The sequence below is a fragment of the Demequina maris genome, assembly GCF_000971155.1.
GTDB classification, from domain to species: domain Bacteria; phylum Actinomycetota; class Actinomycetes; order Actinomycetales; family Demequinaceae; genus Demequina; species Demequina maris.
Window position 1 is genome coordinate 417,564 of the sequence record NZ_BBLX01000001.1, and the last position, 23,662, is coordinate 441,225.

General features: G+C 73.6%; 20 protein-coding genes. 5 read left to right on the forward strand and 15 right to left on the reverse strand.

Annotated features, from left to right (window positions below; all coding sequences use genetic code 11):
- Positions 1 to 25: 25 nt before the first annotated feature.
- Genes AOM02_RS01985 through imuA' form a run of 3 tightly spaced genes read right to left on the reverse strand, consistent with a single transcriptional unit; the run spans position 26 to position 5,869 of the window.
- Positions 26 to 3,397 carry an error-prone DNA polymerase gene (locus tag AOM02_RS01985; protein WP_062296083.1) on the reverse strand — a complete coding sequence of 1,124 codons (3,372 nt, stop codon included), beginning with the start codon at positions 3,395 to 3,397 and terminating at the stop codon, positions 26 to 28.
- A complete protein-coding gene (locus AOM02_RS01990) occupies positions 3,390 to 5,117 on the reverse strand; it encodes a DNA polymerase Y family protein (protein WP_062296085.1) in 1,728 nt (575 codons plus the stop codon). Before AOM02_RS01990 ends, AOM02_RS01985 begins: the two co-directional genes overlap by 8 nt.
- Positions 5,114 to 5,869: a DnaE2-dependent mutagenesis accessory factor ImuA' gene (gene imuA', locus AOM02_RS14180; protein ID WP_156156034.1), complete on the reverse strand. Its 756-nt coding sequence runs from the start codon at positions 5,867 to 5,869 to the stop codon at positions 5,114 to 5,116. Before imuA' ends, AOM02_RS01990 begins: the two co-directional genes overlap by 4 nt.
- Before the next feature lie 164 nt (positions 5,870 to 6,033).
- Between imuA' and AOM02_RS02000 the strand changes: the two genes are divergently transcribed.
- The gene (locus tag AOM02_RS02000; RefSeq protein ID WP_062296090.1) at positions 6,034 to 8,766 is read left to right on the forward strand and encodes an alpha-amylase family glycosyl hydrolase; all 2,733 of its coding nucleotides are present in this window, start codon (positions 6,034 to 6,036) and stop codon (positions 8,764 to 8,766) included.
- Here AOM02_RS02000 and AOM02_RS02005 read toward each other — a convergent pair.
- The gene (locus tag AOM02_RS02005) at positions 8,763 to 9,563 is read right to left on the reverse strand and encodes a TrmH family RNA methyltransferase (RefSeq protein WP_062296092.1); all 801 of its coding nucleotides are present in this window, start codon (positions 9,561 to 9,563) and stop codon (positions 8,763 to 8,765) included. The two genes, AOM02_RS02000 and AOM02_RS02005, sit on opposite strands and share 4 nt — an antisense overlap.
- 97 nt (positions 9,564 to 9,660) lie before the next feature.
- Here AOM02_RS02005 and AOM02_RS02010 point away from each other — a divergent pair, with 97 nt between their 5' ends.
- Positions 9,661 to 10,683 (forward strand): DUF2157 domain-containing protein, encoded by a 1,023-nt coding sequence (locus tag AOM02_RS02010; protein ID WP_062296094.1) that lies wholly within the window; start codon positions 9,661 to 9,663, stop codon positions 10,681 to 10,683.
- A gap of 85 nt (positions 10,684 to 10,768) precedes the next feature.
- Here the strand turns inward: AOM02_RS02010 and AOM02_RS02015 are convergent, their stop codons facing one another.
- The 6 genes from AOM02_RS02015 to glgA form a co-directional block, all read right to left on the reverse strand.
- Positions 10,769 to 11,845, reverse strand: a complete 1,077-nt coding sequence (locus tag AOM02_RS02015) for an SPFH domain-containing protein (protein WP_062296096.1) — start codon at positions 11,843 to 11,845, stop codon at positions 10,769 to 10,771.
- A gap of 1 nt (position 11,846) precedes the next feature.
- The gene (locus AOM02_RS02020) at positions 11,847 to 12,290 is read right to left on the reverse strand and encodes an NfeD family protein (RefSeq protein WP_228372680.1); all 444 of its coding nucleotides are present in this window, start codon (positions 12,288 to 12,290) and stop codon (positions 11,847 to 11,849) included.
- 107 nt (positions 12,291 to 12,397) lie between these two features.
- On the reverse strand, positions 12,398 to 13,303 hold the full coding sequence (locus tag AOM02_RS02025; RefSeq protein WP_062296099.1) for a sulfite exporter TauE/SafE family protein: 906 nt from the start codon (positions 13,301 to 13,303) through the stop codon (positions 12,398 to 12,400).
- A gap of 87 nt (positions 13,304 to 13,390) precedes the next feature.
- Positions 13,391 to 13,864, reverse strand: a complete 474-nt coding sequence (locus AOM02_RS02030; RefSeq protein WP_062296101.1) for an RrF2 family transcriptional regulator — start codon at positions 13,862 to 13,864, stop codon at positions 13,391 to 13,393.
- Between the two features lie 8 nt (positions 13,865 to 13,872).
- Positions 13,873 to 14,655 (reverse strand): ABC transporter ATP-binding protein, encoded by a 783-nt coding sequence (locus AOM02_RS02035; RefSeq protein ID WP_062296103.1) that lies wholly within the window; start codon positions 14,653 to 14,655, stop codon positions 13,873 to 13,875.
- A gap of 11 nt (positions 14,656 to 14,666) precedes the next feature.
- Positions 14,667 to 15,869, reverse strand: a complete 1,203-nt coding sequence (gene glgA, locus AOM02_RS02040) for a glycogen synthase (RefSeq protein WP_062296106.1) — start codon at positions 15,867 to 15,869, stop codon at positions 14,667 to 14,669.
- Between the two features lie 70 nt (positions 15,870 to 15,939).
- Between glgA and glgC the strand changes: the two genes are divergently transcribed.
- On the forward strand, positions 15,940 to 17,181 hold the full coding sequence (gene glgC / locus AOM02_RS02045; protein ID WP_062296107.1) for a glucose-1-phosphate adenylyltransferase: 1,242 nt from the start codon (positions 15,940 to 15,942) through the stop codon (positions 17,179 to 17,181).
- Positions 17,178 to 17,804 carry a phosphoserine phosphatase SerB gene (serB, locus tag AOM02_RS02050; protein ID WP_062296109.1) on the forward strand — a complete coding sequence of 209 codons (627 nt, stop codon included), beginning with the start codon at positions 17,178 to 17,180 and terminating at the stop codon, positions 17,802 to 17,804. The genes glgC and serB overlap by 4 nt, the downstream gene beginning before the upstream one ends.
- 347 nt (positions 17,805 to 18,151) lie before the next feature.
- On the opposite strand, the gene AOM02_RS02055 is transcribed toward serB, so the two are convergent.
- Genes AOM02_RS02055 through fabG form a run of 4 tightly spaced genes read right to left on the reverse strand, consistent with a single transcriptional unit; the run spans position 18,152 to position 21,108 of the window.
- Positions 18,152 to 19,105: a glycoside hydrolase family 88 protein gene (locus tag AOM02_RS02055; RefSeq protein ID WP_062296119.1), complete on the reverse strand. Its 954-nt coding sequence runs from the start codon at positions 19,103 to 19,105 to the stop codon at positions 18,152 to 18,154.
- Entirely contained in the window at positions 19,102 to 19,614 is a 513-nt protein-coding gene (locus AOM02_RS02060) for a SixA phosphatase family protein (protein ID WP_062296120.1), read from the reverse strand. Before AOM02_RS02060 ends, AOM02_RS02055 begins: the two co-directional genes overlap by 4 nt.
- Positions 19,615 to 19,618: 4 nt before the next feature.
- Positions 19,619 to 20,386, reverse strand: a complete 768-nt coding sequence (fabI, locus tag AOM02_RS02065; protein WP_062296121.1) for an enoyl-ACP reductase FabI — start codon at positions 20,384 to 20,386, stop codon at positions 19,619 to 19,621.
- 17 nt (positions 20,387 to 20,403) lie between these two features.
- Positions 20,404 to 21,108, reverse strand: coding sequence for a 3-oxoacyl-ACP reductase FabG (gene fabG, locus AOM02_RS02070; RefSeq protein ID WP_062296122.1), 705 nt, complete (start codon positions 21,106 to 21,108; stop codon positions 20,404 to 20,406).
- 61 nt (positions 21,109 to 21,169) lie between these two features.
- Here fabG and AOM02_RS02075 point away from each other — a divergent pair, with 61 nt between their 5' ends.
- Positions 21,170 to 21,994 carry an SURF1 family protein gene (locus AOM02_RS02075; RefSeq protein ID WP_062296123.1) on the forward strand — a complete coding sequence of 275 codons (825 nt, stop codon included), beginning with the start codon at positions 21,170 to 21,172 and terminating at the stop codon, positions 21,992 to 21,994.
- A gap of 11 nt (positions 21,995 to 22,005) precedes the next feature.
- Here AOM02_RS02075 and AOM02_RS02080 read toward each other — a convergent pair whose 3' ends face one another.
- Positions 22,006 to 23,604, reverse strand: coding sequence for an ABC-F family ATP-binding cassette domain-containing protein (locus tag AOM02_RS02080; RefSeq protein WP_062296124.1), 1,599 nt, complete (start codon positions 23,602 to 23,604; stop codon positions 22,006 to 22,008).
- Positions 23,605 to 23,662 lie beyond the last annotated feature (58 nt).

Below are 23,662 nucleotides of genomic sequence, written 5' to 3' on the forward strand. Positions count from 1 at the left end.
GGCGCCGCGGTGCTGAGGGTCCACCTCAGCGGAAGTCGCGCGACCGCGACGGCACCTTGAGCGACATGGGCGAGAGGTGCTCGGCGACCAGGTTGGTCGCGCCGTCGGCACGCTCGATGCGCCCGCGGATGATGAGTGCCGGGGAGCGCCGGGCCACCGCCTGGAACCTCTTCCACACCCCCACCGAGCAGATGACGTTGAGGAAGCCCGTCTCGTCCTCGAGCGAGATGAACGTGACGCCGCGGGCCGTGCCGGGCCGCTGACGGTGCGTGACCACGCCCGCGACCGTGACGCGCCGCTCCGCCTCGTGCGCGAGCACCTCGGCGACGCGCAGCACCCCCGCCTTGTCGAGTCCGTCGCGCACGAAGGCCGTCGGGTAACCCTCGACGGACACGCCGGACGCCCACACGTCCGCCACCGCCTCCTCGACCACGCTCATGCCGGGCAGCGTGGGCGCCTGCGCGCCCGGCACTGTGCCGGGCAGCGTGTCGGGACCCTCGCGCGACAGCACGCCCGAGGCCCACAGCCCCTCGCGTCGCGTCACCCCGAGATCCTCGAGCGCGCCCGCCGTCGCGAGCGCCTCCCACTGCGCCGTCGACAGCCCCTTCTCGGGCGCCAGCCCCGACTGCCCCGACACCCCCTTCGGGCGGATGCGGACGCGGCGGGCCATGTCGTGCAGGTCCGCGAACGGGCGCTCGGCGCGCGCCGCGACGATGGCGGCCGCGGCATCGTCCCCGAGGCCGCGCACCGCGCCGAGGCCCATCCGCACCGCGAGCTTAGAGTCGACGCGGACGAGCCGGGCCATCTCCTCGCGCCGCTCCCCCGGCGGCGCGAACGGCACGGCGAGCGCCTCGACCCGCGCGAGCACCTCGGAGCGGACCACGCAGGGGCGCAGGATCGCCTGACCGTGGCGGCGCGCGTCCGCCGCGAGCGACTGCGGCGAGTAGAAGCCCATGGGCTGAGCGGCGAGCAGGCCCGCGTAGAACGCGGCGGGCCGGTGCACCTTGAGCCAGCTCGAGGCGTAGACGAGGTACGCGAACGAGAACGAGTGCGACTCGGGGAAGCCGAAGTCCGCGAACGCCTTGAGCTTGTCGAAGATCTGATGGGCGACGTCCGCGGGGATGCCGCGCTCGTTCGCGCCCACCATGAAGCGCGCCCGCAGCGCCTCCATGCGCTCGGGGCTGCGCTTGGAGCCCATCGCGCGGCGCAGCTGGTCCGCGAGGGCGCCGTCGAAGCCGGCCGCGTCCATCGCCATCTGCATGAGCTGCTCCTGGAACAGCGGCACGCCGAGCGTCTTGCCGAGCGACCGCTCCAGCAGCGGGTGGAGGTAGGTGACCTTCTCGCGGCCGCGCGCCCGGTTGATGTACGGGTGCACGGAGCCGCCCTGGATCGGGCCCGGACGGATGAGCGCGACCTCGATGACGATGTCGTAGAAGCGCCGGGGCCGCAGGCGCGGCAGGGTCGCCATCTGGGCGCGGGACTCGACCTGGAACACGCCCACGGTGTCGGCTGCGCACAGCAGGTCGTAGACCTCCGGGTCCTCCTGCGGCAGCGAGTGCAGGCCGAGGTCCTCGCCGCGGGTCTCCTGCAGGTAGCGGAACGCGTACTTGAGGGCGGACAGCATGCCGAGGCCGAGCAGGTCGAACTTCACCAGGCCGGCGTCGGCGCAGTCGTCCTTGTCCCACTGGAGGACGGTGCGGCCGGGCATGCGCGCCCACTCGACCGGGCACACGTCGATGACGGGCCGGTCGCACAGCACCATGCCGCCGGGGTGGATGCCGAGGTGGCGCGGCAGGCGCAGGAAGCGGTCCGCGAGCGCGAGGACGTTGTCGGGGATGTGGTCGAGCTCCTGCGCGGGCGGAGGCTCGGGCCACATCGCGTCGCGCTGCTTCGCCGCCCACTCCTCCTCCTGCTGCGGGGACATCCGCAGCGTGCTCCACCGGTCGATCGACTTGGACCACGCGTCCTGCTGGCCCACGTCGAAGCCGAGCGCCCGCGCCGCGTCCCGGACCGCCGAGCGCGGCCGGTACTGGATGACGTTCGCGACCATGGCCGCGTTGATGCGCCCGAAGCGCGAGAAGACGTACTGGATGACCTCCTCGCGACGGTCCGACTCGATGTCGACGTCGATGTCCGGCGGCCCGTCGCGCTCGGGCGCGAGGAAGCGCTCGAACAGCAGCCCGTGGGTGACCGCGTCCACCGCGGTGACGCCGAGCGCGAAGCACACGGCGCTGTTGGCCGCCGAGCCGCGCCCCTGGCACAGGATGTCCGCGCGCCGGCAGAACGCCACGATGTCGTGGACGATCAGGAAGTAGCCGGGGAAGTCGAGCGCCTCGATGACGGCGAGCTCGTGCTCGATCTGCCGCCAGGCGCCCTTGACCCGCTCCGCGTCGGGCGGCCCGTAGCGCTCGCGCGCGCCCCGGTACGTGAGCTCGCGCAGCCACGTGGCCTCGGTGTGGCCGGGCGGCACGGGGTACGGCGGCAGGTTCGGCGCGACCAGGTCGAGGTCGAAGGCGCACTCGGCGGCCAGCCGCGCCGCGGTCGCGACGGCCTGCGGGTGGCGGCGGTGCCGGAACAGCATCTCCCCCGCGCTGCGCAGGTGCTGGCCGGGCGAGCCGGGCAGCCAGCCGTCCATGTCGTCGAGCGAGGACCGCGCGCGCACCGCGGCGAGCGCGCCGGCGAGGTCCGCGTCGCGCGGGGTCGCGTAGTGCGCGTTGGTGGTCGCGACGAGCGGCAGGCCCGCGTCGAAGGCCAGGTCCGCCAGCGCCGCGTTGACCTCGGAGTCGAAGGGCGAGCCCGTGTCCGTGACCTCCACCGCGACGCCCTCGCGGCCGAACAGCGCGACGAGCCGGTCGAGCTCGGCCCGCGCCGCCGCGTGCCCCTCCCGGGAGACGCCGGCCGGCCCCGGGCCGCCGAGGCCCGTGAGCGCGGCGCGCACCGGGCCCTTGCGGCAGCCGGTGAGCACGAGCAGGTCCCCGCCTCCCGCCTCGGCGAGCATCTCGAGCGTGTAGCGGGCGAGGCCCTTCTCCCCGGTCGCGAGGTGCGCCATGCCGATCGCGTGGCTGAGCCGCGAGTAGCCGCTCGCGCCGCGCGCGAGCACGACGAGGTGGGACGCGCGCGGGTCGGGCACGCCGGTGGGCGGGTCGAGCACGGGCCGCCCGCCCGGGCCGTCCGCGGCGAGGCTGAGCTCCGCCCCGAACACCGTGGGCAGGCCGATCTCCCGGGCCGCGCCCGCGAAGCGCACCGCGCCGTACAGGCCGTCGTGGTCGGTGATCGCGAGCGCGCTGAGGCCCAGCCGGCCCGCCTCCGCCGCCATCTCCTCCGGCTGGCTCGCGCCGTCGAGGAAGCTGAAGGCGCTGTGGGAGTGGAGCTCGGCGTACTCGGGGACGTCAGTCATAGACGGCCTCCAGCCGCCACTCGCCGCCGCCGTACGCGAGCAGCACCGCGGTCACCGTGTCCTCGCCGTCGCGCAGCGCGACCTGGAGGTACGCGCTCCGCGACGCGTCCTCGGACCACCAGCGCTCGGACACCGGCCAGGGCCCCGCCCACGACTCGACCGGACGGGGACGGTCCCACACCGGCCCCTCGACCCGGCCGACGTGACCCGAGGAGGGGTGCCGGTTGGCGGCCTGCGCGCGCTCGTCGGACGGGTCCGCCTCGATCCGCACCCAGGTGGGCGAGGCGCTCACCGCGAGGCGCCGGCTGATGGTGACCGGCGCGCCGCCCGCGTCGAGCACGAGCGCCGGCCGCGCGGCAGGCGGCACGGTGGCGGGCGGCGGGTCGGGGATGCGCCCCGGCCACGGATGCGCGATCGCGCGGGCGGGGGGCGCCTCCTGGCCCCAGGGCGCGAGGTGCGCCCTGTCGCGGGGAGAGCGTCCGCCCTGCTCGGCGACCGCGAGCACGCCCTCGAGGCCGAGCAGCCCCTGGACGCGCTCGAGGGCACGATGCGCGCGCGAGTCCGCGCCCGACACCCCGCCCCACAGGTAGGCCTGCTCGGCACCGAGCGGCACCACGTCCTCGGCGACCAGGCCGAGTGACACGAGCGGCGAGGGCTCCGGCACGCCGCCCGCCGGCCCGACGCCCGGGCGGTGGGCCGCGCCGGGCCCGCCCGCCGTGCCCGACAGCCAGCCCTCGAGCTGCCAGCGCACGCGGTCCGTCATGTGCCGCGCGAACGCGCCGGCGCGGGTGCCGACGTCCGTGCGCCACACGCGCTCGAGCTCCTGGCCCTTCTCCGTGCGGGCGGTGATGCGCACGCGCCCGCAGCGCATGCCGGCGTCGAGCAGGGCGCGGTCGAGGGCCGCGGCCGCCTCCTTGGCGACGTGGACGAGCTGCTCGATGCGCTCCGCCGGGTCCTCGAACACGTGCTCGACGGCGATGTCCTCCTCGGTGCGGCGCAGCACCGGCGGGGCGAGGTCCTCCCCCGACGCGAGCCGGTGCGCCCACACCCCCACGGGCCCGAAGCGCGCGAGCACGTCCGCGAACGGCAGCGCCGCGAGGTCGCCCAGCGTGACGATGCCCAGCCGCGTGAGCACGCTCGCGAGGCGCTCGACCTCCTGCCGCTGCGCGCGTTCCATGGCCGCGAGCGCGAGCGAGTCGACGGGCGCGGGCGCGAGGTACTCCCGCGAGGCCCCGGCGGGGACCACCTCGGACGAGCGGGCCGCGAGCACGGCCGCGAGCAGCCCGTCCGCGGCGCCGACCGCGCACTCGATGCCGGCGTGCTCGGCGACGGCGGTGACGAGCGCCTCCGCGAGCGCCTCCTCCGAGCCGTGGAAGCGGGCCGCGCCGTCCGCGGGGATGATCATGAGCCCGGGACGGGAGATCTCGACGCCGGAGACGGCCTGCTCGGCGGCGGCCGCGACGGCCTCGAACAGGCGCGAGTCGCGGCCCTCGTCGTGGGGCAGGATCGCAAGCTCGGGGCAGGCGCGCTGCGCGAGGCGGCGGGTGCTGCCGCGCCGCACCCCGGCGCTGCGCGCGGCGGCCGACACCGCGATCAGCCCGCGCCCGTGCAGGACCGCCGCGGGCACGTCCGCGCCGAGACCGGCCTCCGTCATCGCGGCGACCACGGGCCAGTCGGGCACCCACAGGACGGCGCGGCGGACGACGGTGATGACGCTCATGCCGCGCCCCCGAGCGCGCGCAGGGACGCCGCCGGGGCGGACGCGCCGCGCCGTGCCGGGGCCCGGACGCCGGCGGCCGCGACGCCGAGCGCCGCCCCCTCGATCGGCAGGGTCACGAGCCGCGCGGTGCCGCCGCGGCGCTCCTCGATCCTCACCGTGAGCTCCCGGCCCCGCAGGCGGCCGTCGCCCGCACCGAGCCCGTGCCAGCGCGAGCCCACCGCGGTGAGCGTGGTGTGGGCGCCCGTCCAGGCCCCCTCGGCGAGGATGACCGTGCCGCGCTCCCGGGCGCGGGAGGCGAGGCGGCGCCGGTCCGCCTCGGACAGCGCGAGGCGTGGCCCCAGCAGCACCACGTCCATCCCGTCGACGCACGCGCCGGCCGTCGCGGCCGCCTGCGCGCCCGGGTGGGGCACGAGCGCGAGGCGCGCGAGGTCGAGGCCGCGCCGCGCCGCCGCGACCACCCCGAGGGCGGGCATCCCCACGGCCGCGGTCCACGAGCCCGCCTCCGAGGCGGCGGCCGCGAGCGCGAGCATGAGCGACGTCGAGCCGGCCACCGCGATCACCTGACCGCGCCGCAGCCCCTGCGGCAGCACCTGGTCGAGCAGCGGCGTCAGCGGCAGCGTGGGCGCCTCCCAGCGGTCGCGGGTGGTGCCCACCCGCCGCTGGACCCCCGCGAGCGCCTCGCGCGCCCGGGCGATCCTCGCCTCGGCCGTCTCCATCGCGTCACCCGCCTCCCGCATCGTCCGTTCGAACACCTGTTCGAACGTATGTTCGATTATGGACCCGCCCTCCGACACTCGGCAAGACGCCCGCGGGACGAGGGCGGATGTGCGCGCGGACACCCCGGGAAGGCCCTACGATGGCGTTCCATGTCGACGATGCAAGCGTTTGCATCGCAACCGATACGGAGGACGCATCGATGAGGATGCTCAGCACCCGCCGCTCCCGCGTCGTGGCCGGCGCCGCCGCCGCCGCGACGCTCGTCGGAGGCGGCATCGCCGCCGCGCTGCTGCTGGGAGGCGAGGACGGCCCGCACGCGGTCCCGCCCGCGCGCGAGGCCCCCGCCGACGAGGTGCTCTACTTCCTCATGGCGGACCGGTTCGCGAACGGCGACCCGTCCAACGACGACGGCGGCCTGGGCGCCGACCCCCTCGTGTCCGGCCTCGACACCACCGATGCGGGCTTCTACCAGGGCGGCGACCTCGCCGGAGTGGAGCAGCGCCTCGACTACCTCGCGGGGCTCGGGGTCACCGGCATCTGGGTGTCGCCGCCGTTCACCAACAAGCCGGTGCAGCTCGAGGACGCGTCGGCGGGCTACCACGGCTACTGGATCACCGACTTCACGAGCGTCGACCCGCACCTGGGCGGCACCGAGGCGCTCGAGAGCCTGGTCGAGGCCGCGCACGCGCGCGGCATCAAGGTCTTCCTCGACATCATCACCAACCACACCGCGGACGTCATCGGCTACGCGGAGGGCGACCGCATGCCGTACGTGAGCACCGACACCGCCCCCTACCTCGACGCCGACGGGACCGCGTTCGACGACCGTGCCGCCGCGGCGGCCGGCGACTTCCCCGCCGTCACCGCATCGTCCTTCCCCTACGCGCCGGTGCTCGCGGACGGCGAGGAGGACGCCAAGAGCCCCGCGTGGCTCAACGACGTGACGGCGTACCACAACCGCGGCAACACCACCTTCACGGGCGAGGACTCGCAGTACGGCGACTTCTTCGGGCTCGACGACCTGTGGACCGAGAATCCGGTCGTGGTCGAGGGCATGACCGCGATCTACTCCGACTGGATCGACGCCGGCATCGACGGCTACCGGGTCGACACGGTGCGCCATGTCGACGACGGCTTCTGGGAGTCCTTCCTGCCGGGCGTCCTCGGCGCCGCACAGGACAAGGGGACCGAGGACTTCTTCGTGTTCGGCGAGGTCTACGACGGCTCGCGCGCCGCCACGTCGCGCTACACCACCGAGGTGGGCTTCCAGGCGGTGCTCGACTTCCCGTTCCAGGGCGCCGCGCGCGCCTTCGCCTCCGGCAAGGGCGACGCCTCCGACCTCGCCGCCTTCTACGCGGCCGACGACTGGTACACCGACGCGGACTCGAGCGCCGCCCAGCTGCCCACCTTCCTGGGCAACCACGACATGGGCCGCTTCGGCGGGATGCTGCTCGAGGACAACCCCGGCGCCGCCGACGACGAGCTGCTCGCCCGCGACCTGCTCGCGCACTCGCTGCTGCTGCTCGGGCGCGGCAACCCCGTCGTCTACTACGGCGACGAGCAGGGCCTCACCGGGGACGGCGGCGACAAGGCCGCGCGGCAGCCCCTGTTCGGCACGTCGATCCCGGAGTACGTGGACGATGCGCTGATCGGGTCCGACGCGACGCTCGCCGACCCGGCCTACGACACCGCGCAGCCGCTCTACGCCTGGATCGCGGAGCTGACGGCCGTCACCGACGCGACGCCGGCGCTGCGCTCGGGCGCGCAGGTGACGCGTCTCGCGGAGGAGGGCCGCGGCGTCTACGCGTTCTCGCGCATCGACCGCGACGAGCGCGTCGAGACCGTGGTCGCGCTCAACAGCGACGACGAGCCGCGCACCGTCGACATCCCGACGTGGTCGCGCGGCACCCTCACGCTGCTCGCGGGCGACGGCGAGGCCACCGTCGAGACGGACGATGCGGGGGTCGCCACGGTGACCGTGCCCGCCTTCGGGACGGTCGTCTACCAGGCCGGATCCGGCATCGTCGAACGCGACGAGGCGGCGACGGTCACGCTCGAGGCGGGCTGGGACGGCGACGCGGGCGACGAGGTCGACCCCGGACGCCTGCCCGTGCGCGCGAGCGTCGACGGCGACGGCTACGCCGAGGTGTCCTTCTGGGCGCGCGCCGAGGGCGGCGCGTGGGAGCACCTCGGCACGGACGACGCCGCGCCCTTCCAGGTGTACGACGTCGTCACGGACCTCGCGCCCGGCGCCACTGTCGAGTACCAGGCGGTGGTCTCCGACGGCATCGGCCACGAGTCCGCCGGCGAGGCGATCACGGCGACCGTGCCGGAACCGACCGTCGCGATCGCGGACCCGCTCGCGGGCGGCACCCTCGGCGCCGAGGCCACCGTCGTGGCCGAGGTGTCGCCGGCGCGCGCCGACACGTCCGTGACGATCTCGCGACGCGTCGGCGGCGGCGAGTGGACCGAGGTCGGGACCGACGCCACCGCGCCCGCGTACGCCGTCACCGACGACCTGGCCGACGTCGAGGTCGGGGCCGAGGTGCAGTACAAGGCCGTGGCGACGCAGGGCGACGCGTCCGTCGAGTCCGTCATCGTCGCGGCCCGCGCGGGCGGAGCGAGGGGCGCCGGCCAGCCGTCCGTGCCCGGCAGCTTCAACGAGCTCGTGGGCTGCGCCGAGTGGTGGCAGCCCGACTGCGAGCAGATCGCGATGACGTTCGACGAATCCGCGTCCGCGTGGACGCTCACGGTCGAACTGCCCGCGGGCGCCCACGAGTTCAAGATCGCGATCGACGGCGCATGGGACGAGAACTACGGCGCGGGCGGCGTGAGCGACGGCCCCAACATGGCGCTGGAGCTCGACGAGGACGCGACCGTGACCTTCGTCTACGACCCGCTCACGCACGAGGCGACGGCGGAGGTGTCCTAGCGCGCGCGGAGCTCCCACATCGCGACCGCGGACGCCGCGGCCACGTTGAGCGAGTCCACTCCCCCGTGCATCGGGATCACCACGGCCTCGTCGACGTGCGCGAGCGCCTGGCGGGTCAACCCGTCGCCCTCGGTGCCCATCACCAGGGCGACCCGCTCGCCCGCCCGGGCGGCGAAGTCGTCGAGCGCCACCGCATCGTCCGTCAGCGCGAGCCCCGCCACCGAGAAGCCCAGGCCCCTCAGCTCGTCCAGCGCGCCCGGCCACGACTCCGCGCGCGTCCACGGCACCTGGAACACCGTGCCCATCGACACCTTGACGGAGCGCCGGTAGAGCGGGTCGGCGCACGTGGGCGAGACGACGACCGCGTCCGCGCCGATGCCCGCCGCGGAGCGGAAGATCGCGCCCACGTTGGTGTGGTCGACGATGCCCTCGAGCACCACGATGCGCCGCGCGTCGCGCGCGAGGTCCGCGAGCGCGGGCAGCGCCGGCCTCTCCATCGACGCGAGCGCGCCACGATGCACCTGGTAGCCGGTGACGTCCTCGAGCAGCGCGGCCGGGGCGAGGTACACGGGCGTGCCCTCGTCGACGAGCGGCGCGACCGACTCGAGCCAGCGCTCGCTCACCAGCACGGAGCGGGGACGATGCGCGGCACGGATCGCACGCTCGATCACCTTGGCGCCCTCGGCCATGTAGAGGCCCCGCTCGGGCTCGAGGACGCGCCGCAGCGCGACGTCGGTGAGGCCGCGGTAGTCGGCCAGGCGGGGGTCGGCGGGGTCGTCGATCGGGATGACGGGCATGGGTGCCATCATCCCAGGATCCGGTGGCCGCGCGCCCGGCCCGGGCGTAGCCTGAAGGTGTCGACGACGACGTCGGTGTCGCTGGAGGGAAGCGGCCATGAACGGGCTCGAGGCACGTATCGACCGGTGGGTCGAGGCGGGGCTCATCACCCCCGCCGTGGGGGACGACCTGCGCCGGTACGAGCACGAGCACCAGGACATCGCGCCACCTCCGACCGCACCCGACGCCGTCGCCCACGTCCCCGAGGCCGCCGCACCACCCCCACCGCCATCACAGCCGCGTGCGCTCGCGCTCGTGGGCGAGGTGGTCGGCTACCTCGGGGCGGCGCTCGTGATCTCCGCCGTGTCGTTCCTGCTGGGCCGGACCTGGGCCGACCTGCCGACGGCCGGCCGGATCGCGATCGTCGCCGGCCTGCTCGCCGTCGTGGCGGTGGGCGGGACGCTCGCCGCACGCGTCGCGACGGACCCGGCGCAGCGCCTCGCGTCGGTCCTGCTGCTCGCCACCGTGGGCCTGACCGCATGGCTCGCGTGGGTGATCGCGGAGGCGGCGGGCGTCTCGGACGAGCCCATGGGGATCGCCGTGACCGCGCCCGCCCTCGTGGTGGCGGCGGCGATCTACGTCGTGCGCAGACGAGGCCTCGCTCAGCTGGCGACGCTCGCCGCGCTCGCGGGCCTCGCCTCGTCGATCGTGTCCGTGACGGTCGCGGACGACCTCGACATGGGCGCCGCGATCGGCGTCACGCTCGCGACCGTGGGCGCCGTGTGGGTCGTGGCGGGGGCGCTCGGCTGGCTGCGTCCGACGGCGGCGGCGCTCGTCGCAGGCGGCATGCTGACGGTGCTCGCCCTGCAGACGACGGCGTACGACGAGACGCGCACGCCGATGCTGATCACGGCCGTGGCGGTCGCGATCGCGATGATCGCCGTCGCGATCGCCGTGTCGCGGCTGGCCCTGCTCATCGTGCCCGGCGGGATCGGGCTCCTCGTGTCCACGCCGCAGCTCATCGACCACCTGGTCGGGGACGCGGTCGCGACCTGGGTGGGCGTGCTGCTCACCGGCGTCGCCCTCGTCGTGGCCGCGGTGTGGATGGTCCGCGAGCGCCGGCAGCTGCCCGGCGGATGAGCGCGTCCCCGGGGCGGCCCGTCACGCACCCCGGGGACGGCGAGGGCCCCGAGGGATCGCTCCCCCGGGGCCCGTCGCATCGTCCCTACTGGCCCTTCTCGGCGTCCGGGTCGAACGGCTTGCCCGACCGGGTGCCCGCCTGCTCCGCCTCGCCCGAGATGCCCTCGGCCTGACGACGGGCCTCCTCGAGCGCGGCGCGCGGGTCGGCGAGCGCCGACGTGATCCGCGAGCCGGCACGCTTCGCGCGCTCGGGATCGCGCTCGAGCGGCTCCGGCTCGGTGACGGCGCCGAAGCCCGCCGCGATCGCGTTGAGCGCGCCCGTGAACTCGGTGGGCACGAACCACATCTGGTTGTTGTTGCCCTTCGCGATCTCCGGGAGCATCTGCAGGTACTGGTACGACAACAGCTTGGAGTCCGCGTCGCCCTCGTGGATCGCGTCGAAGACCTGGAGGATCGCGCGCGCCTCACCCTCCGCCTCAAGGATGCGCGACTGCGCCGCGCCCTCGGCCCTCAGGATCGCGGACTGCTTCTCGCCCTCCGCCGTGAGGATCGCCGACTGCTTGACGCCCTCCGCCGTGAGGATCGCGGCGCGGCGGTCACGCTCGGCACGCATCTGCTTCTCCATCGAGTCCTTGATGGACAGCGGCGGCTCGATCGACTTGAGCTCCACGCGGTTGACGCGGATGCCCCACTTGCCGGTCGCGTCGTCGAGGACGCCGCGCAGCTGGCCGTTGATCTGGTCGCGGCTGGTGAGCGTCTGCTCGAGATCCATCGTGCCGACGATGTTGCGGAGCGTGGTCGTGGTCAGCTGCTCGACACCGGTGATGTAGTTGGCGATCTCGTACACCGCCGACTTCGGGTCCGTCACCTGGAAGTAGATGACCGTGTCGATGTCCACCACGAGGTTGTCCGACGTGATGACGGACTGCGGCGGGAACGAGTAGACCATCTCGCGCAGGTCGACCTTGGCCCGCACCTTGTCGATGAACGGCACCAGCAGGTGCAGGCCCGCGTCCATGGTGCTGTGATAGCGGCCGAGCCGCTCCACCAGGTACGCCTGCGTCTGCTGCACGACGATGATCGCGCGCGCGATCGCGGTGATGACGAAGATCGCGAGGACCGCGATCGCGATCCACACGATGATCGTTCCGACGTTGTCCATCTCAGCTCTCCTTCTCGGGCGCGACCACGGCGGTCGCGCCATCGATCCTGAGGACGCGAACCTCGGAACCCTCGGGGATGGCCGGCGCATCGTCCTCGGTGCGCGCGGTCCACACCTCCCCGTTGAGCTTGACGCGGCCCCGGGTCTCCGTGACCTCGTCGAGCGCCCGTGCGGGACGGCCGACGAGCGCCGCGGTGTTGGTCTGCGGGGCGCCCTCGCCCTTGGCGCGCAACGAGCGCAGCAGGAACGGGCGCAGCAGCCCGATGAGCGCCGATGCGACGACCAGCGCGATGATCATGGCCAACCACCACGGCGCCCCCAGGAGCGCCGCCACGCCGCCGGCGAGAGCGCCGACCGCGAGCATCGCGAACAACAGGTCGAGCGTGAAGATCTCGACCGCTCCGAGAATCATCGCCGCGATGAACCACCACAGGAACTGTTCCACAGCATCCTCCTTCTCAGGTGGACGCTAGCAGGGACGACGAGAGGCGCGCATCGTCCCCGCGGACGATGCGCGCCTCCCGGAGGATGACCCGGCGGCAGGGCCCCTGGTCAGGCCGCGGCGGCCTCCGCGGGCGCGTCCGTACGGACCGCCTGGTCCGCGCGGTGGCCGCGCCAGGCGCGGGCGATCGCCCAGGCCCAGACGGCGACGATGAGGGCGTAGACGCCCCACGCGTAGGGGGCCACGGCGGACAGCGCGTCGGTGTGCAGCAGCGTGCGCGCGTTGGTCAGCAGGATCATGCCGCCGACCGCGGCGCCGAGCATGCGCGGCGGGACGTGGCGCACGAGGTACGCGGCCAGCGGCGCGGCGATGAGGCCGCCGGCGAGGAGCGCGAGCACCCACCCGAAGTCGATGCCGGAGGTGCCCAGCCCGACGAGGAAGCCGACCGACGCGGCGGCGGCGACGAGGAACTCGGAGGTGTCGATCGAGCCGATGACCTTGCGCGGCTCCATGCGACCCGAGGCGAGGAGCGTGGGCGTGCCGATGGGGCCCCAGCCGCCGCCGCCCGTCGCGTCGACGAAGCCCGCGACGAGGCCGAGCGGGCCGAGGAAGCGGGTGCGCAGCGGGCGTACCGCCTTGTCGGCGCTGACCTTGGTGCCCGTGAAGCGTGTGAGGACGTAGATGCCGAGGCCGAAGAGCAGCATCGCCATGATCGGGCCGGCGGCCTCGGTCGAGATCCTCGACAGGAACGTCGCGCCGGCGAAGGCGCCGATCGCGCCGGGGACGCCGACCCGCCACACGACCCGCCAGTCGACGTTGCCGAAGCGGGCGTGCGCGACGCCGGAGGCGAGCGTGGTGCCCACCTCGGCCAGGTGGACGGTGGCCGACGCGAGGGCCGGCGAGAGGCCCACGGCGAGCATGAGCGTGGACGACGTGACGCCGTAGGCCATGCCGAGGCTGCCGTCGACGAGCTGCGCTCCGAAGCCGACGATCGCCACCAGGACGAGAGTGCGCATGAGGGTCTCCGCCCCGAGCCGGTCGCGGGCGCGGCCATGAGTCGAGGTGAGACAAACCATACCCACCTAGTAGGTAGGAATCAATCCCTACTCGCCAAGTAGGTTGGTCTGCGCGTCCTCCCATGCCGCCTGGTCCTCGACCAGCTCCCGGATCTCCCCTGGCAGGTCGCCGGAGGCGAGGTCCGCCACGGTCACGCGCTCGAGCACCGCGCGGATGCTCGCACGCACCGCGACCCAGATGGTGAGGAGCTCGGACGCGGCGCCGTCGTACTCGAGGCCGGAGGGGCGCTCGCCGCGCACGAACACGAGCGGCCCGTCGACGGCGCGCACGACGTCCGCGAGCGTGATGTCGACGGCCTCGCGCGCGAGACGGTAGCCGCCGCCGATGCCGCGCTGGCCCACCACGAGGCCGTCGTCACGCAGCGAGGTGAGGATGCCCTCGAGGAACTTGCGCGGGATGCCCTGGCTCGACGCGATCTCGCCCGTGGTGCGGGGCGCGTCGGCGCGCGCGAGCTCGGCGACGGCCCGGAGGGCGTAGTCGGCGCGGGCCGAGACCTTCACGACGGCCCCTAGCCGCGGCGCGCCGAGTAGCGGCCGCCCGCCGCGGTGAGCTCGACGGGCATGCCGTAGGTCTGCGTCAGCGCCTGGGAGGTGAGGGTCTCGGCGATCGGGCCGGCGGCGACGATCTGGCCCTCGCGCAGCAGCATCACGTGGGTGAAGCCCACGGGGATCTCCTCGACGTGGTGGGTCACCATGACGATCGCCGGCGAGCGGTGGTCGCCCGCGAGCTCGCGGAGCGCCTCGAGCAGCTCCTCGCGGCCGCCGAGGTCGAGGCCCGCGGCGGGCTCGTCGAGCAGCAGCAGCTCGGGGTCCGGCATGAGCGCGCGTGCGACCTGCACGCGCTTGCGCTCGCCCTCGGACAGGGTGCCGAACTCGCGCTGCGCGAAGTCCTCCATGCCGAAGGCCCACAGGAGCGCGTCCGCGCGGTCCTCGTCGAACTCGTCGTACTGCTCCTGCCAGCGGCCGGTGACGCCGTAGGCCGCGGTCATCACGACGTTGCGCACCGTCTCGTGCGGCGGGATGCGGTCCGCGAGCGCGGCGCTCGACAGTCCGACACGCACGCGCAGCTCGCGCGTGTCCGTGTCGCCCAGGCGCTCGCCCAGGATGGTCGCGGTGCCCTCGCTGGGAAACATACGCGCCGCGGCGATCGACAGCAGCGTGGTCTTGCCCGCGCCGTTGGGACCGAGGATCACCCACCGGTCCGAGTCGGACACGCTCCAGGACACGTCCCGGAGGATCTCGTTGTCATCTCGGCGCACCCGCACGCCCTCGAACCCGAGCACCTCAGTCATGGCAGGTGAGCCTATCCAAGAATCGTGCGGTAGACGCCCAGCGTCCTCTCGCCGATCGCGTCCCACGAGAAGCTCTCCGCCGCGCGGCGGCGTCCGGCCTCGCCCATCGTGCGCGCGCGGGCCTCGTCGGAGACCATGTCGGTGAGCGCGGCGGCCAGGTCGGAGGCGAAGCCCTCGGGGTCGAGCGGCGTGCCCGTGCCGTCCTGCACCTGGTCGATCGCGACGAGCGTGCCGGTCTCCCCCGGCACCACGACCTCCGGGATGCCGCCGGTGGCGGTCGCGACGACGGGCAGGCCCACCGCCATGGCCTCGAGGTTGACGATGCCGAGCGGCTCGTACACGGACGGGCAGACGAAGGCGGTGCACGCGTCGAGCACCGCGACCAGCTCGTCGCGCGGCAGCATCTTCTCGATCCATACGACGCCGTCGCGCTCCTGCTGGAGCTTCGCGACCGCGCCGGAGACCTCGGCCGCGATCTCCTTGGTGTCGGGCGCACCCGCGCACAGCACAACCTGGATGTCCTTCGGGAGGCGCTCGACGGCCTTGAGGAAGTACGGCAGGCCCTTCTGGCGGGTGATGCGGCCCACGAACACGATCGCGGGACGGGACGGGTCGATGCCGTGCTCCGCGACCACCGCGTCGGCCTTCGCGCGCGCCTCGTCGGTGGTCGGCGCCGCCCACGCGTCGACGTCGATGCCGTTGTGCACCACGAGCACCTTGCCGGGGTCGACGTCCGGGTAGCAGCGCAGCACGTCCTGGCGCATGCCCTCGGACACGGCGATGATCCCGTCGGCGGCCTCGTACGCGGTCTTCTCGATCCAGCTCGAGACGCGGTAGCCGCCGCCGAGCTGCTCGGCCTTCCACGGGCGCAGCGGCTCGAGCGAGTGCGCCGACAGCACATGCGGGATCCCGTGGAGCTTCGCGGCGAGGTGGCCGGCCATGTTCGCGTACCAGGTGTGCGAGTGGACGAGGTCCGCGCCGCCGCAGTCCTTGGCCATCGGGAGGTTGTGCGCGAGCACGTCGAGGGACGCGTCGCCGACCCCGCCGCCGAGCGCATCGTAGCCGGTCACGCCCGGCTCGTCGCGCGGTCCGTCGAACGCGCGGACCCGCACATCGAGGTGCCGGCGCAGCACCGCGGCAAGCTCGGTGACGTGGACTCCGGCGCCTCCGTAGATGTGGGGCGGGTACTCACGGGTGAGGATGTCGACGCGCATGACCCCCACGCTAGCGGCTCGCCCGGCGCATAGCCCGACCTTGCCCCGCTTTGCCCCCTATGCTGGCTGTATGCCAGCGCAGAAGGTTCTCGCCATCGTCCTTGCAGGAGGTGAGGGCAAGCGCCTGATGCCCCTCACCGCAGCCCGCGCGAAGCCGGCGGTCCCGTTCGGAGGGACGTTCCGCCTCATCGACTTCGCACTGAGCAACCTCGTGAACTCGAGGTACCTCCACGTGGTCGTGCTCACGCAGTACAAGTCGCACTCGCTCGACCGCCACATCGCCCGCACGTGGCGCATGTCGCCGCTGCTGGGCAACTACGTCGCACCGGTGCCGGCGCAGCAGCGTCGCGGCCCGCACTGGTACCTCGGCAGCGCGGACGCGATCTACCAGACCGTCAACATCATCGAGGACGAGCAGCCGGACATCGTGGTCATCGTCGGCGCCGACCACGTCTACCGCATGGACTTCTCGCAGATGGTGGACGCGCACATCGAGTCGGGCGCGGACTTCACCGTCGCGGGCATCCGCCAGCCGATCTCGCTGGCCGACCAGTTCGGCGTCATCGACATCGACCCGGACCAGCCGGACCGCATCCGCGCGTTCCTCGAGAAGCCCAAGAACCCGGACGGCCTGCCGGACAGCCCCGGCGAGATCCTCGCGTCGATGGGCAACTACGTCGCCAACGCGGACGCGCTGCTCGAGGCGCTGACCGCGGACGCGAACAACCCGACGTCGAAGCACGACATGGGCGGCGACATCGTCCCCCACTTCGTCGACAAGGGCACGTGCGGCTTCTACGACTTCATCCGCAACGACGTCCCAGGCTCGACCGACCGCGACCGCGACTACTGGCGCGACGTGGGAACGCTCGACATGTACTACGACGCCCACATGGACCTCATCGCGGTGCAGCCGGTCTTCAACGTCTACAACGACCAGTGGCCGCTGCACCAGGGCCTCATCACGCACCCGCCGGCGAAGTTCATCCACTCCGAGGAGGGCCGCCTGGGCCACGCCGCGGACTCGATCGTCTCCCCCGGCGTGATCGTCTCGGGTGCGACCGTGACGGGATCGGTGCTGTCCCCCGGCGTGCGCCTGCACTCGTGGTCGACCGTGTGCGACTCGGTGCTGCTCGACGGCGTGCAGGTGCACCGCCACGCGCAGGTGCACCGCGCGATCCTCGACAAGAACGTCGACGTCCAGGAGGGCGCGCGCGTGGGCATCGACCGCGAGTCGGACGTCGCGCGCGGGTTCACGGTCACGGAGTCGGGCATCACCGTCGTGCCGAAGGGGACGGTCGTCACGGCATGAGGCTGTGCGTCCTCGACGTCGATTCCACCCTGATCACCGCCGAGGTCATCGAGCTCATCGCCGCCCGTGCGGGCACGCGCGAGCTGGTGGCCGAGATCACCGAGCGCGCCATGCGCGGCGAGCTCGACTTCTCGGCCTCGCTCAAGGAGCGCGTCGCGACCCTGGCGGGCGTGGCCGACACCGTGTTCGCCGACGTGCTCGCCGAGGTCGAGCTCACGCCGGGTGCGCCTGAGCTGGTCGCCGGCCTCCAGGCCGCCGGCTGGGAGGTCGCGCTCGTCTCGGGCGGCTTCGCCGAGGTGGTGGGTCCCCTGGCCGCGCGGCTCGGGATCACGCGGTACCGCGCCAACCGCCTCGAGGTGGCCGACGGCGTGCTCACCGGCCGCACCGTCGGGACGGTCGTCAACCGCGAGGTCAAGGCGGAAACGCTGCGCGCGTTCGCCGCCGAGGTCGGCTGCGCGCTCGAGGACGCGGTCGCGATCGGCGACGGCGCCAACGACCTCGACATGATGGCCGCCGCCGGGCTCGGCATCGCGTGGCACGCCAAGCCGATCGTGCAGGAGAAGGCGGACGTCGCCCTCAACGCGCCTCGTCTCGACGCCGCGCTCGACATCATCCTGGGCTGAGCCCCGGCACTCGGCGCGCGCAGGCGCGTGCCCGTGCGCGACGCTGCCGTGATTCATGCACGATGCGCCGGGCGACGGCGCCTCGTGCATGAATAGCGGCAGCACGGCGCGACGAGCCGCCGGGGGGCGCGGCGTCACCCTCCACGACGCTCGGCGATTTCATGCACTTCGGCGCGCGCACGGCCACGTGCCGAGGCGCCATCGGGGTCGCGCTGGGTCACACGCGGGCGATCCGTGCGCGGCGACGCGCGTCTCGCCGGCCGTCCGGCCGCGCAACTGCATGAAAACGCCGAGCGGGGCGGGCGACGCTACCGAGTCCCGTGCTGCTCGTCTCGGCGCAGCGGGCCTCAGCCGAGGCGGCGGCGCGCGGCGATCGCCATGATCGCGAAGGCTTGCGCCTCCGCGCTGCTCCCCTGCCGGTCGAAGCCGGGGGCGCCGCAGACCTCGCGGACGATGCCGTCCTCGCCCACGTGCGCGAGCGCGGCGTCTGCCCAGCGGGCCGCATCGTCCGCGTAGGAGGCCGGCAGCCAGCCGTCCGCGACGCCCGTGAACGCGGCGTAGGCGAGCATGAGGCCGGCGCAGCCGTCGACGAAGCTCGCCGGGTCGTCGAGCACGTCGTGGAAGCGCCCGTCCTCGCGCTCGTGGCGCGCGCACGCGTCGAGCAGCGCGCGGGCGTCGCCCTCCCAGCGCGTGCGGACGGTCTCGGCGGCGACACGCAGGTGGAGGGCGCGCGCGAGCCCGGCGGCGACCCAGCCGTTGCCGCTCGCCCAGTAGGCGTCGCGCGCGAACGTGCGGGACGCCATGTCGAAGCGGTGGCGGTAGAGCCCGGTGCCCTCGTCCCACAACTGCTCGCGGTGCATGCGGTGCTGCATGTCCGCGGGAGCGAGGTCCCCGGCGGCGACGAGCGCCGGCACGACCATGTAGACCGAGTCGGCCCACACCTCGGTCGAGCCCTTGAGGTGGTGCAGCACGCCCCAGTCGTCGCGCGGCGAGAAACGCAGCAGCCACCAGCGCTGACGCTGGGCGGCCTCGGCGACCGCCGCGTCGTCCTCACCCAGCAGCAGCGCGGCCTCGAGCAGCGCGCCCGAGTTCACGGCCGCCGCGTCGTCCATCGCGCCCAGCTGGCCGTCGGCGTCCTGGCGCGCGACCGCGTCACGCGCGAGCAGGTGCGCCAGTCCGGTGTCGCCGTCGTCGATCGCGGCATGGCTGGCGACGCCCTGCTCCCAGCCGAAGCGCTGCATCGCGAGCAGGGCGCGCCACAGCGGCGCGGTGTCGCTGACGGCGGGAGGCGCCCCGGTCACTCCTCGACGTCGCGGCCCGACAGGACCGCGGTCAGCCGGCCGCAGCGCGACGTGATGTCGGTCCACGGGCAGTCGAACTCGAGCACCGCGGCGGTCGCGGTGGGCAGGCCGTGGGCGACCCGCTGCAGGGCGGACTTGTCCGAGCCCGACCCCGCGAGGTGCGCGGCGGCGGCCGACGACGTCGGCTCGTGGCCCACGACGACCACGGTGTCCGCGTCGCCTGCGGTCTTGAGGACGTCGAGCAGGCCGGGCACGTTGGTCTCGTACAGCTCGTCGTCGAGTACCGTCTCGCAGTCGCCGAACGCGTTCGACATGAGCTTCCACGTCTGCTGCGTGCGGTTGGACGGCGACACCAGCGCGAGGGTCGGGGTGAGTCCGGCCTCGGCGATCACCTGACCGAGGCGGGTGGAGGCCTTGCGGCCGATGAGCTCGAGTGCTCGGTCGGAGTCGCTCAGGCCGGCCGCGGGGGCCTCGGCCTTGGCATGGCGGGCGAGGATCAGCGTAGGCACGGTGTCACTGTCCCATGGCGTGCACGCCGCCGTCTACGTGGATCATCTCGCCCGTGGTGGCGGGGAACCAGTCCGACAGCAGGGCCGTCACCGCACGGGCGGTCGGCTCGGTGGCCTCGGAGTCCCAGCCGAGCGGGGCGCGCTCGGACCAGCGGCCCTCCATCTGCTCGAAGCCCGGGATGTGCTTCGCGGCGGTGGTCTTGATCGGACCGGCCGACACCACGTTGCAGCGGATGCCCTGCGGGCCGAGGTCACGCGCGACGTAGCGGTTGACCGCCTCGAAGGCGGCCTTGGCGACGCCCATCCAGTCGTAGACCGGCCACGCGTAGCGGCCGTCGAAGGTGAGGCCGACGATCGAGCCGCCGTTCTCCATCAGCGGCGCGGTCGCCTGCGCGAGCGCCTTGAGCGAGTACGCGGAGATGTGGATCGCGGTGGACACGTCCTCCCACTCGCCCGCCATGAAGTTGCCGCCCATGACGGACTGCGGCGCGAAGCCGATCGAGTGGACCACACCGTCGAGGTGCGGCACGTGCTCGCGGACGGCGTCCGGCAGCGCGGCGAGGTGCTCGGGGTTGGTGACGTCGAGCTCGACGACCTTCGCCTCCACCGGGAGGCGGCGGCCCATGGCCTGCGTGATCTTGAGCGAGCGGCCCACACCGGTGAGGACCACGGTCGCGCCCTGCTCCTGGCACAGCCGCGCGACCTCGAACGCGATCGAGCCCTCGGTGAGGACCCCGGTCACGAGGATGTTCTTGCCTTCGAGAATGCCCATGGTTGCTCCTAGCGGGGTCAGTGGCCCATGCCGAGGCCGCCGTCGACGGGCAGCACCGCGCCCGAGACGTAGCCCGCGGCGTCGGACGCGAGGTAGATGGCGGCGGCGGCGACCTCGGCGGTCGAGCCGAAGCGCTTGGCGGGGATGGTGTCCGCGTACTGCTTGACGGTGTCGTCGCCCAACTCGGCCGTCATGTCCGTGGTGATGAAGCCCGGTGCGATGACGTTCGCGGTGATGCCGCGCGCGCCCACCTCGCGGGTGACGGAGCGGGCCATGCCCACGAGCGCGGACTTCGACGACGAGTAGTTGACCTGGCCGGGGTTGCCCATGAGGCCCACGACCGAGCCGATGAGGACGATGCGGCCGAAGCGCTCGCGGATCATCGAGTTGACCGCGCGACGCACGCAGCGGAACGTGCCGGTGAGGTTGACGTCGATCACCTGCTCGAAGTCCTCGTCGCTCATGCGCATGAGGAGGCCGTCGCGGGTGATGCCGGCGTTGGCGACCAGCACGCGCACGCGGCCGTGCTGCGCCTCGAGCTCGTCGAACGCGGCGTTCACGGCGGCGGTGTCGGTGACGTCGGAGATCGCGCCGGTCACCCCCTCGGGGAGGTCGCCTCCGCGGTAGATGGTGGACACGGTGTCGCCGTTGGCCACGAAGGCCTCGGCGATCGACCGTCCGATGCCGCGCGCGGCACCGGTGACGAGGACGTGGCGGGTCATGGGGGCCACGCTAGCGGAGCCAGGGACCGATGCGCGAAAGCGCGGCACTAGCATCGTGCGGGTGACCACGCCCTCGCTCGCCTCGCGCATCCTGCGCGTCGTGGGCATCGTGATCCTCGCGCTCGCGGTGTGCGCAGTCGCGGTCCGGGCGGGCTTCTGGCAGCTCGGCAGGCACGAGGCGCGGTCCGCCGCGATCACGCTGTACGAGGCGAACGCCGCCGCAGATCCGGTGCCGCTGGCCGAGGCGGTGCCCGCGGGCTCCGCCGTCGGCGACGCCGAGTGGACGCGCGTGACCGTGGACGGCGAGTTCGAGCAGGGCTCGACGACGCTGCTGCGCAACCGCCCCGTCGACCGCGAGCGCACGTGGCACGTGCTCGCGTGGTTCGACACGGACGACGGGCGATCCCTGCTCGTCGACGCGGGCTGGGTGCCCATCCCCGACTCGGGCGAGCCCGACGGCGTGGTCCCCGACCTGCCGACGGGCGACGTGACCCTCGAGGTGGTGCTGCGCGCGGCCGAGGAGGACGACGGGCGGCGCGACGACGGCGCCACCCGCATCACCCCCGCGCAGATGCCCGCGCCCGACGCCGAGCCGATCGACGGCTACGGCATGGTGCAGCAGGTGTGCACCGCGTCCGGGTGCGAGGACGCGCTCGGCTCGCAGGTGCCGTTGCCGACGCTCAGCCTGGGCCCGCACCTCGCGTACACGTGGCAGTGGTTCGCCTTCGCCGTGATCGCCCCGGTAGCCGGCGTGCTGCTCGCGCGACGCGAGTGGCAGGCGACCGCCGGGGACGATGCGCCGGGTGGGGCTCCGCGCGAGCCCCGCGAGCCGCGCCGCCGGCGTCGCGCCGAGCCCACCGACGAGGAGATCGAGGACGCGCTCTAGGGTCGACGGAGCTACGCGAGGGAGATGAGCTCCCGGTAGGACTCGTTGTAGAGGTCCTCGACCGCGTCCGGCAGCAGCAGCACGCGCTCCGGCTCGAGCGCCTCGACGGCGCCCTCGTCGTGAGTCACCAGCACGACCGCGCCCTCGTAGGTGCGCAGGGCGCGCAGGATCTCAGCACGCGAGGCCGGGTCGAGGTTGTTGGTCGGCTCGTCGAGCAGCAGCACGTTGGCCTGCGACACGACCAGCGTCGCGAGCGCGAGGCGGGTCTTCTCGCCGCCCGAGAGGACCTTCGCGGGCTTGTACGCGTCGTCGCCGATGAAGAGGAACGAGCCGAGCACGTTGCGCACGGCGGTGTCGTCGAGGTCCGGCGCAGCGTGGCGCAGGTTCTCCAGCACCGTCGCGTTCATGTCGAGCGTGTCGTGCTCCTGGGCGTAGTAGCCGAGCTTGAGGCCGTGGCCGGGCTGCACCTCGCCGGTGTCGGGGTCCTCGACGCCGCCGAGCAGGCGCAGCAGCGTGGTCTTGCCGGCGCCGTTGAGGCCGAGCACGACCACGCGCGAGCCGCGGTCGATCGCGAGCTCGACGTCGGTGAAGACCTCGAGCGAGCCGTACGACTTCGACAGCTCGGCGGCGCGCAGCGGGGTCTTGCCGCACGGGGCGGGGGTCGGGAAGCGCAGCGCGGCCACGCGGTCCTGGACCCGCTCCCCCTCGACGCCCTGGAGCATGCGCTCGGCGCGCTTGGCCATGTTCTGCGCGGCGACGGCCTTGGTGGCGGTCGCCTTCATCTTGTTGGCCTGGGCCATCAGCGCGGCGGCCTTCTTCTCGGCGTTGTCGCGCTCGCGGCGGCGACGCTTCTCGTCGGTCTCGCGCTGGCGGAGGTAGAGGTCCCAGCCGAGCGCGTACTGGTCGAGCTCGCCGCGGTTGGCGTCGAGGTGGAACACGCGGGTGACGGAGGCGCGCAGCAGCTCGACGTCGTGCGAGATCACCACGAGGCCGCCGGGGAAGCTCGCGAGGAAGCCGCGCAGCCACACGATCGAGTCCGCGTCGAGGTGGTTGGTGGGCTCGTCGAGCAGCAGCGTCTCGGCGTCCGAGAAGAGGATGCGCGCGAGCTCGACGCGGCGGCGCTGGCCGCCGGACAGCGTGCCGAGCGGCTGCGACAGGATGCGCTCGTCGAGGCCGAGGTTCGCCGCGATGCGCTGCGCGTCGGACTCGGCGGCGTAGCCGCCCGCGGCGCGGAAGCGCTCCTCGATGCGCGGGTAGGCGTTCATCGCCTTCTCCATCACCTTCGGGTCGGGGCTCGCCATGCCCTCCTCGGCCTCACGCATCTTCGTGAGCAGCCCCGCGAGGTCGCGCACCGACAGGATGCGGTCGAGCGCCCGTTGCGTCGGCTCGCCCTCGCGCGGGTCCTGCGGCAGGTAGCCGATGCTGCCCTTGTGGGTGACCGAGCCGCCGGTGGGCTGGCCCTCGCCCGCGAGCAGGCGCGTCATGGTGGTCTTACCGGCGCCGTTGCGGCCCACGAGACCCACCCGGTCGCCGGGTCCGATCTGGAAGCTGGCGGGGTGCACGAGCACCCGGGCGCCGATCCGGATCTCCAGATCCTTGGCGATGATCACACGTTCTCCCTGCTGCCGATGCGGCCGTCATTGTGGTGTCCCCACAACGTTTCTGCAC

What these genes read in the sequence shown, in the direction of transcription:
- AOM02_RS02015 (WP_062296096.1), bottom strand. Translation starts at nt 11,845, where the DNA reads ATGGACAACGTCGGAACGATCATCGTGTGGATCGCGATCGCGGTCCTC.
- AOM02_RS01990 (WP_062296085.1), bottom strand. Translation starts at nt 5,117, where the DNA reads ATGAGCGTCATCACCGTCGTCCGCCGCGCCGTCCTGTGGGTGCCCGAC.
- glgC (WP_062296107.1), top strand. Translation starts at nt 15,940, where the DNA reads ATGCCAGCGCAGAAGGTTCTCGCCATCGTCCTTGCAGGAGGTGAGGGC.
- fabG (WP_062296122.1), bottom strand. Translation starts at nt 21,108, where the DNA reads ATGACCCGCCACGTCCTCGTCACCGGTGCCGCGCGCGGCATCGGACGG.
- glgA (WP_062296106.1), bottom strand. Translation starts at nt 15,869, where the DNA reads ATGCGCGTCGACATCCTCACCCGTGAGTACCCGCCCCACATCTACGGA.
- fabI (WP_062296121.1), bottom strand. Translation starts at nt 20,386, where the DNA reads ATGGGCATTCTCGAAGGCAAGAACATCCTCGTGACCGGGGTCCTCACC.
- AOM02_RS02035 (WP_062296103.1), bottom strand. Translation starts at nt 14,655, where the DNA reads ATGACTGAGGTGCTCGGGTTCGAGGGCGTGCGGGTGCGCCGAGATGAC.
- AOM02_RS02000 (WP_062296090.1), top strand. Translation starts at nt 6,034, where the DNA reads ATGAGGATGCTCAGCACCCGCCGCTCCCGCGTCGTGGCCGGCGCCGCC.
- serB (WP_062296109.1), top strand. Translation starts at nt 17,178, where the DNA reads ATGAGGCTGTGCGTCCTCGACGTCGATTCCACCCTGATCACCGCCGAG.
- AOM02_RS02005 (WP_062296092.1), bottom strand. Translation starts at nt 9,563, where the DNA reads ATGCCCGTCATCCCGATCGACGACCCCGCCGACCCCCGCCTGGCCGAC.
- AOM02_RS02025 (WP_062296099.1), bottom strand. Translation starts at nt 13,303, where the DNA reads ATGCGCACTCTCGTCCTGGTGGCGATCGTCGGCTTCGGAGCGCAGCTC.
- AOM02_RS01985 (WP_062296083.1), bottom strand. Translation starts at nt 3,397, where the DNA reads ATGACTGACGTCCCCGAGTACGCCGAGCTCCACTCCCACAGCGCCTTC.
- AOM02_RS02010 (WP_062296094.1), top strand. Translation starts at nt 9,661, where the DNA reads ATGAACGGGCTCGAGGCACGTATCGACCGGTGGGTCGAGGCGGGGCTC.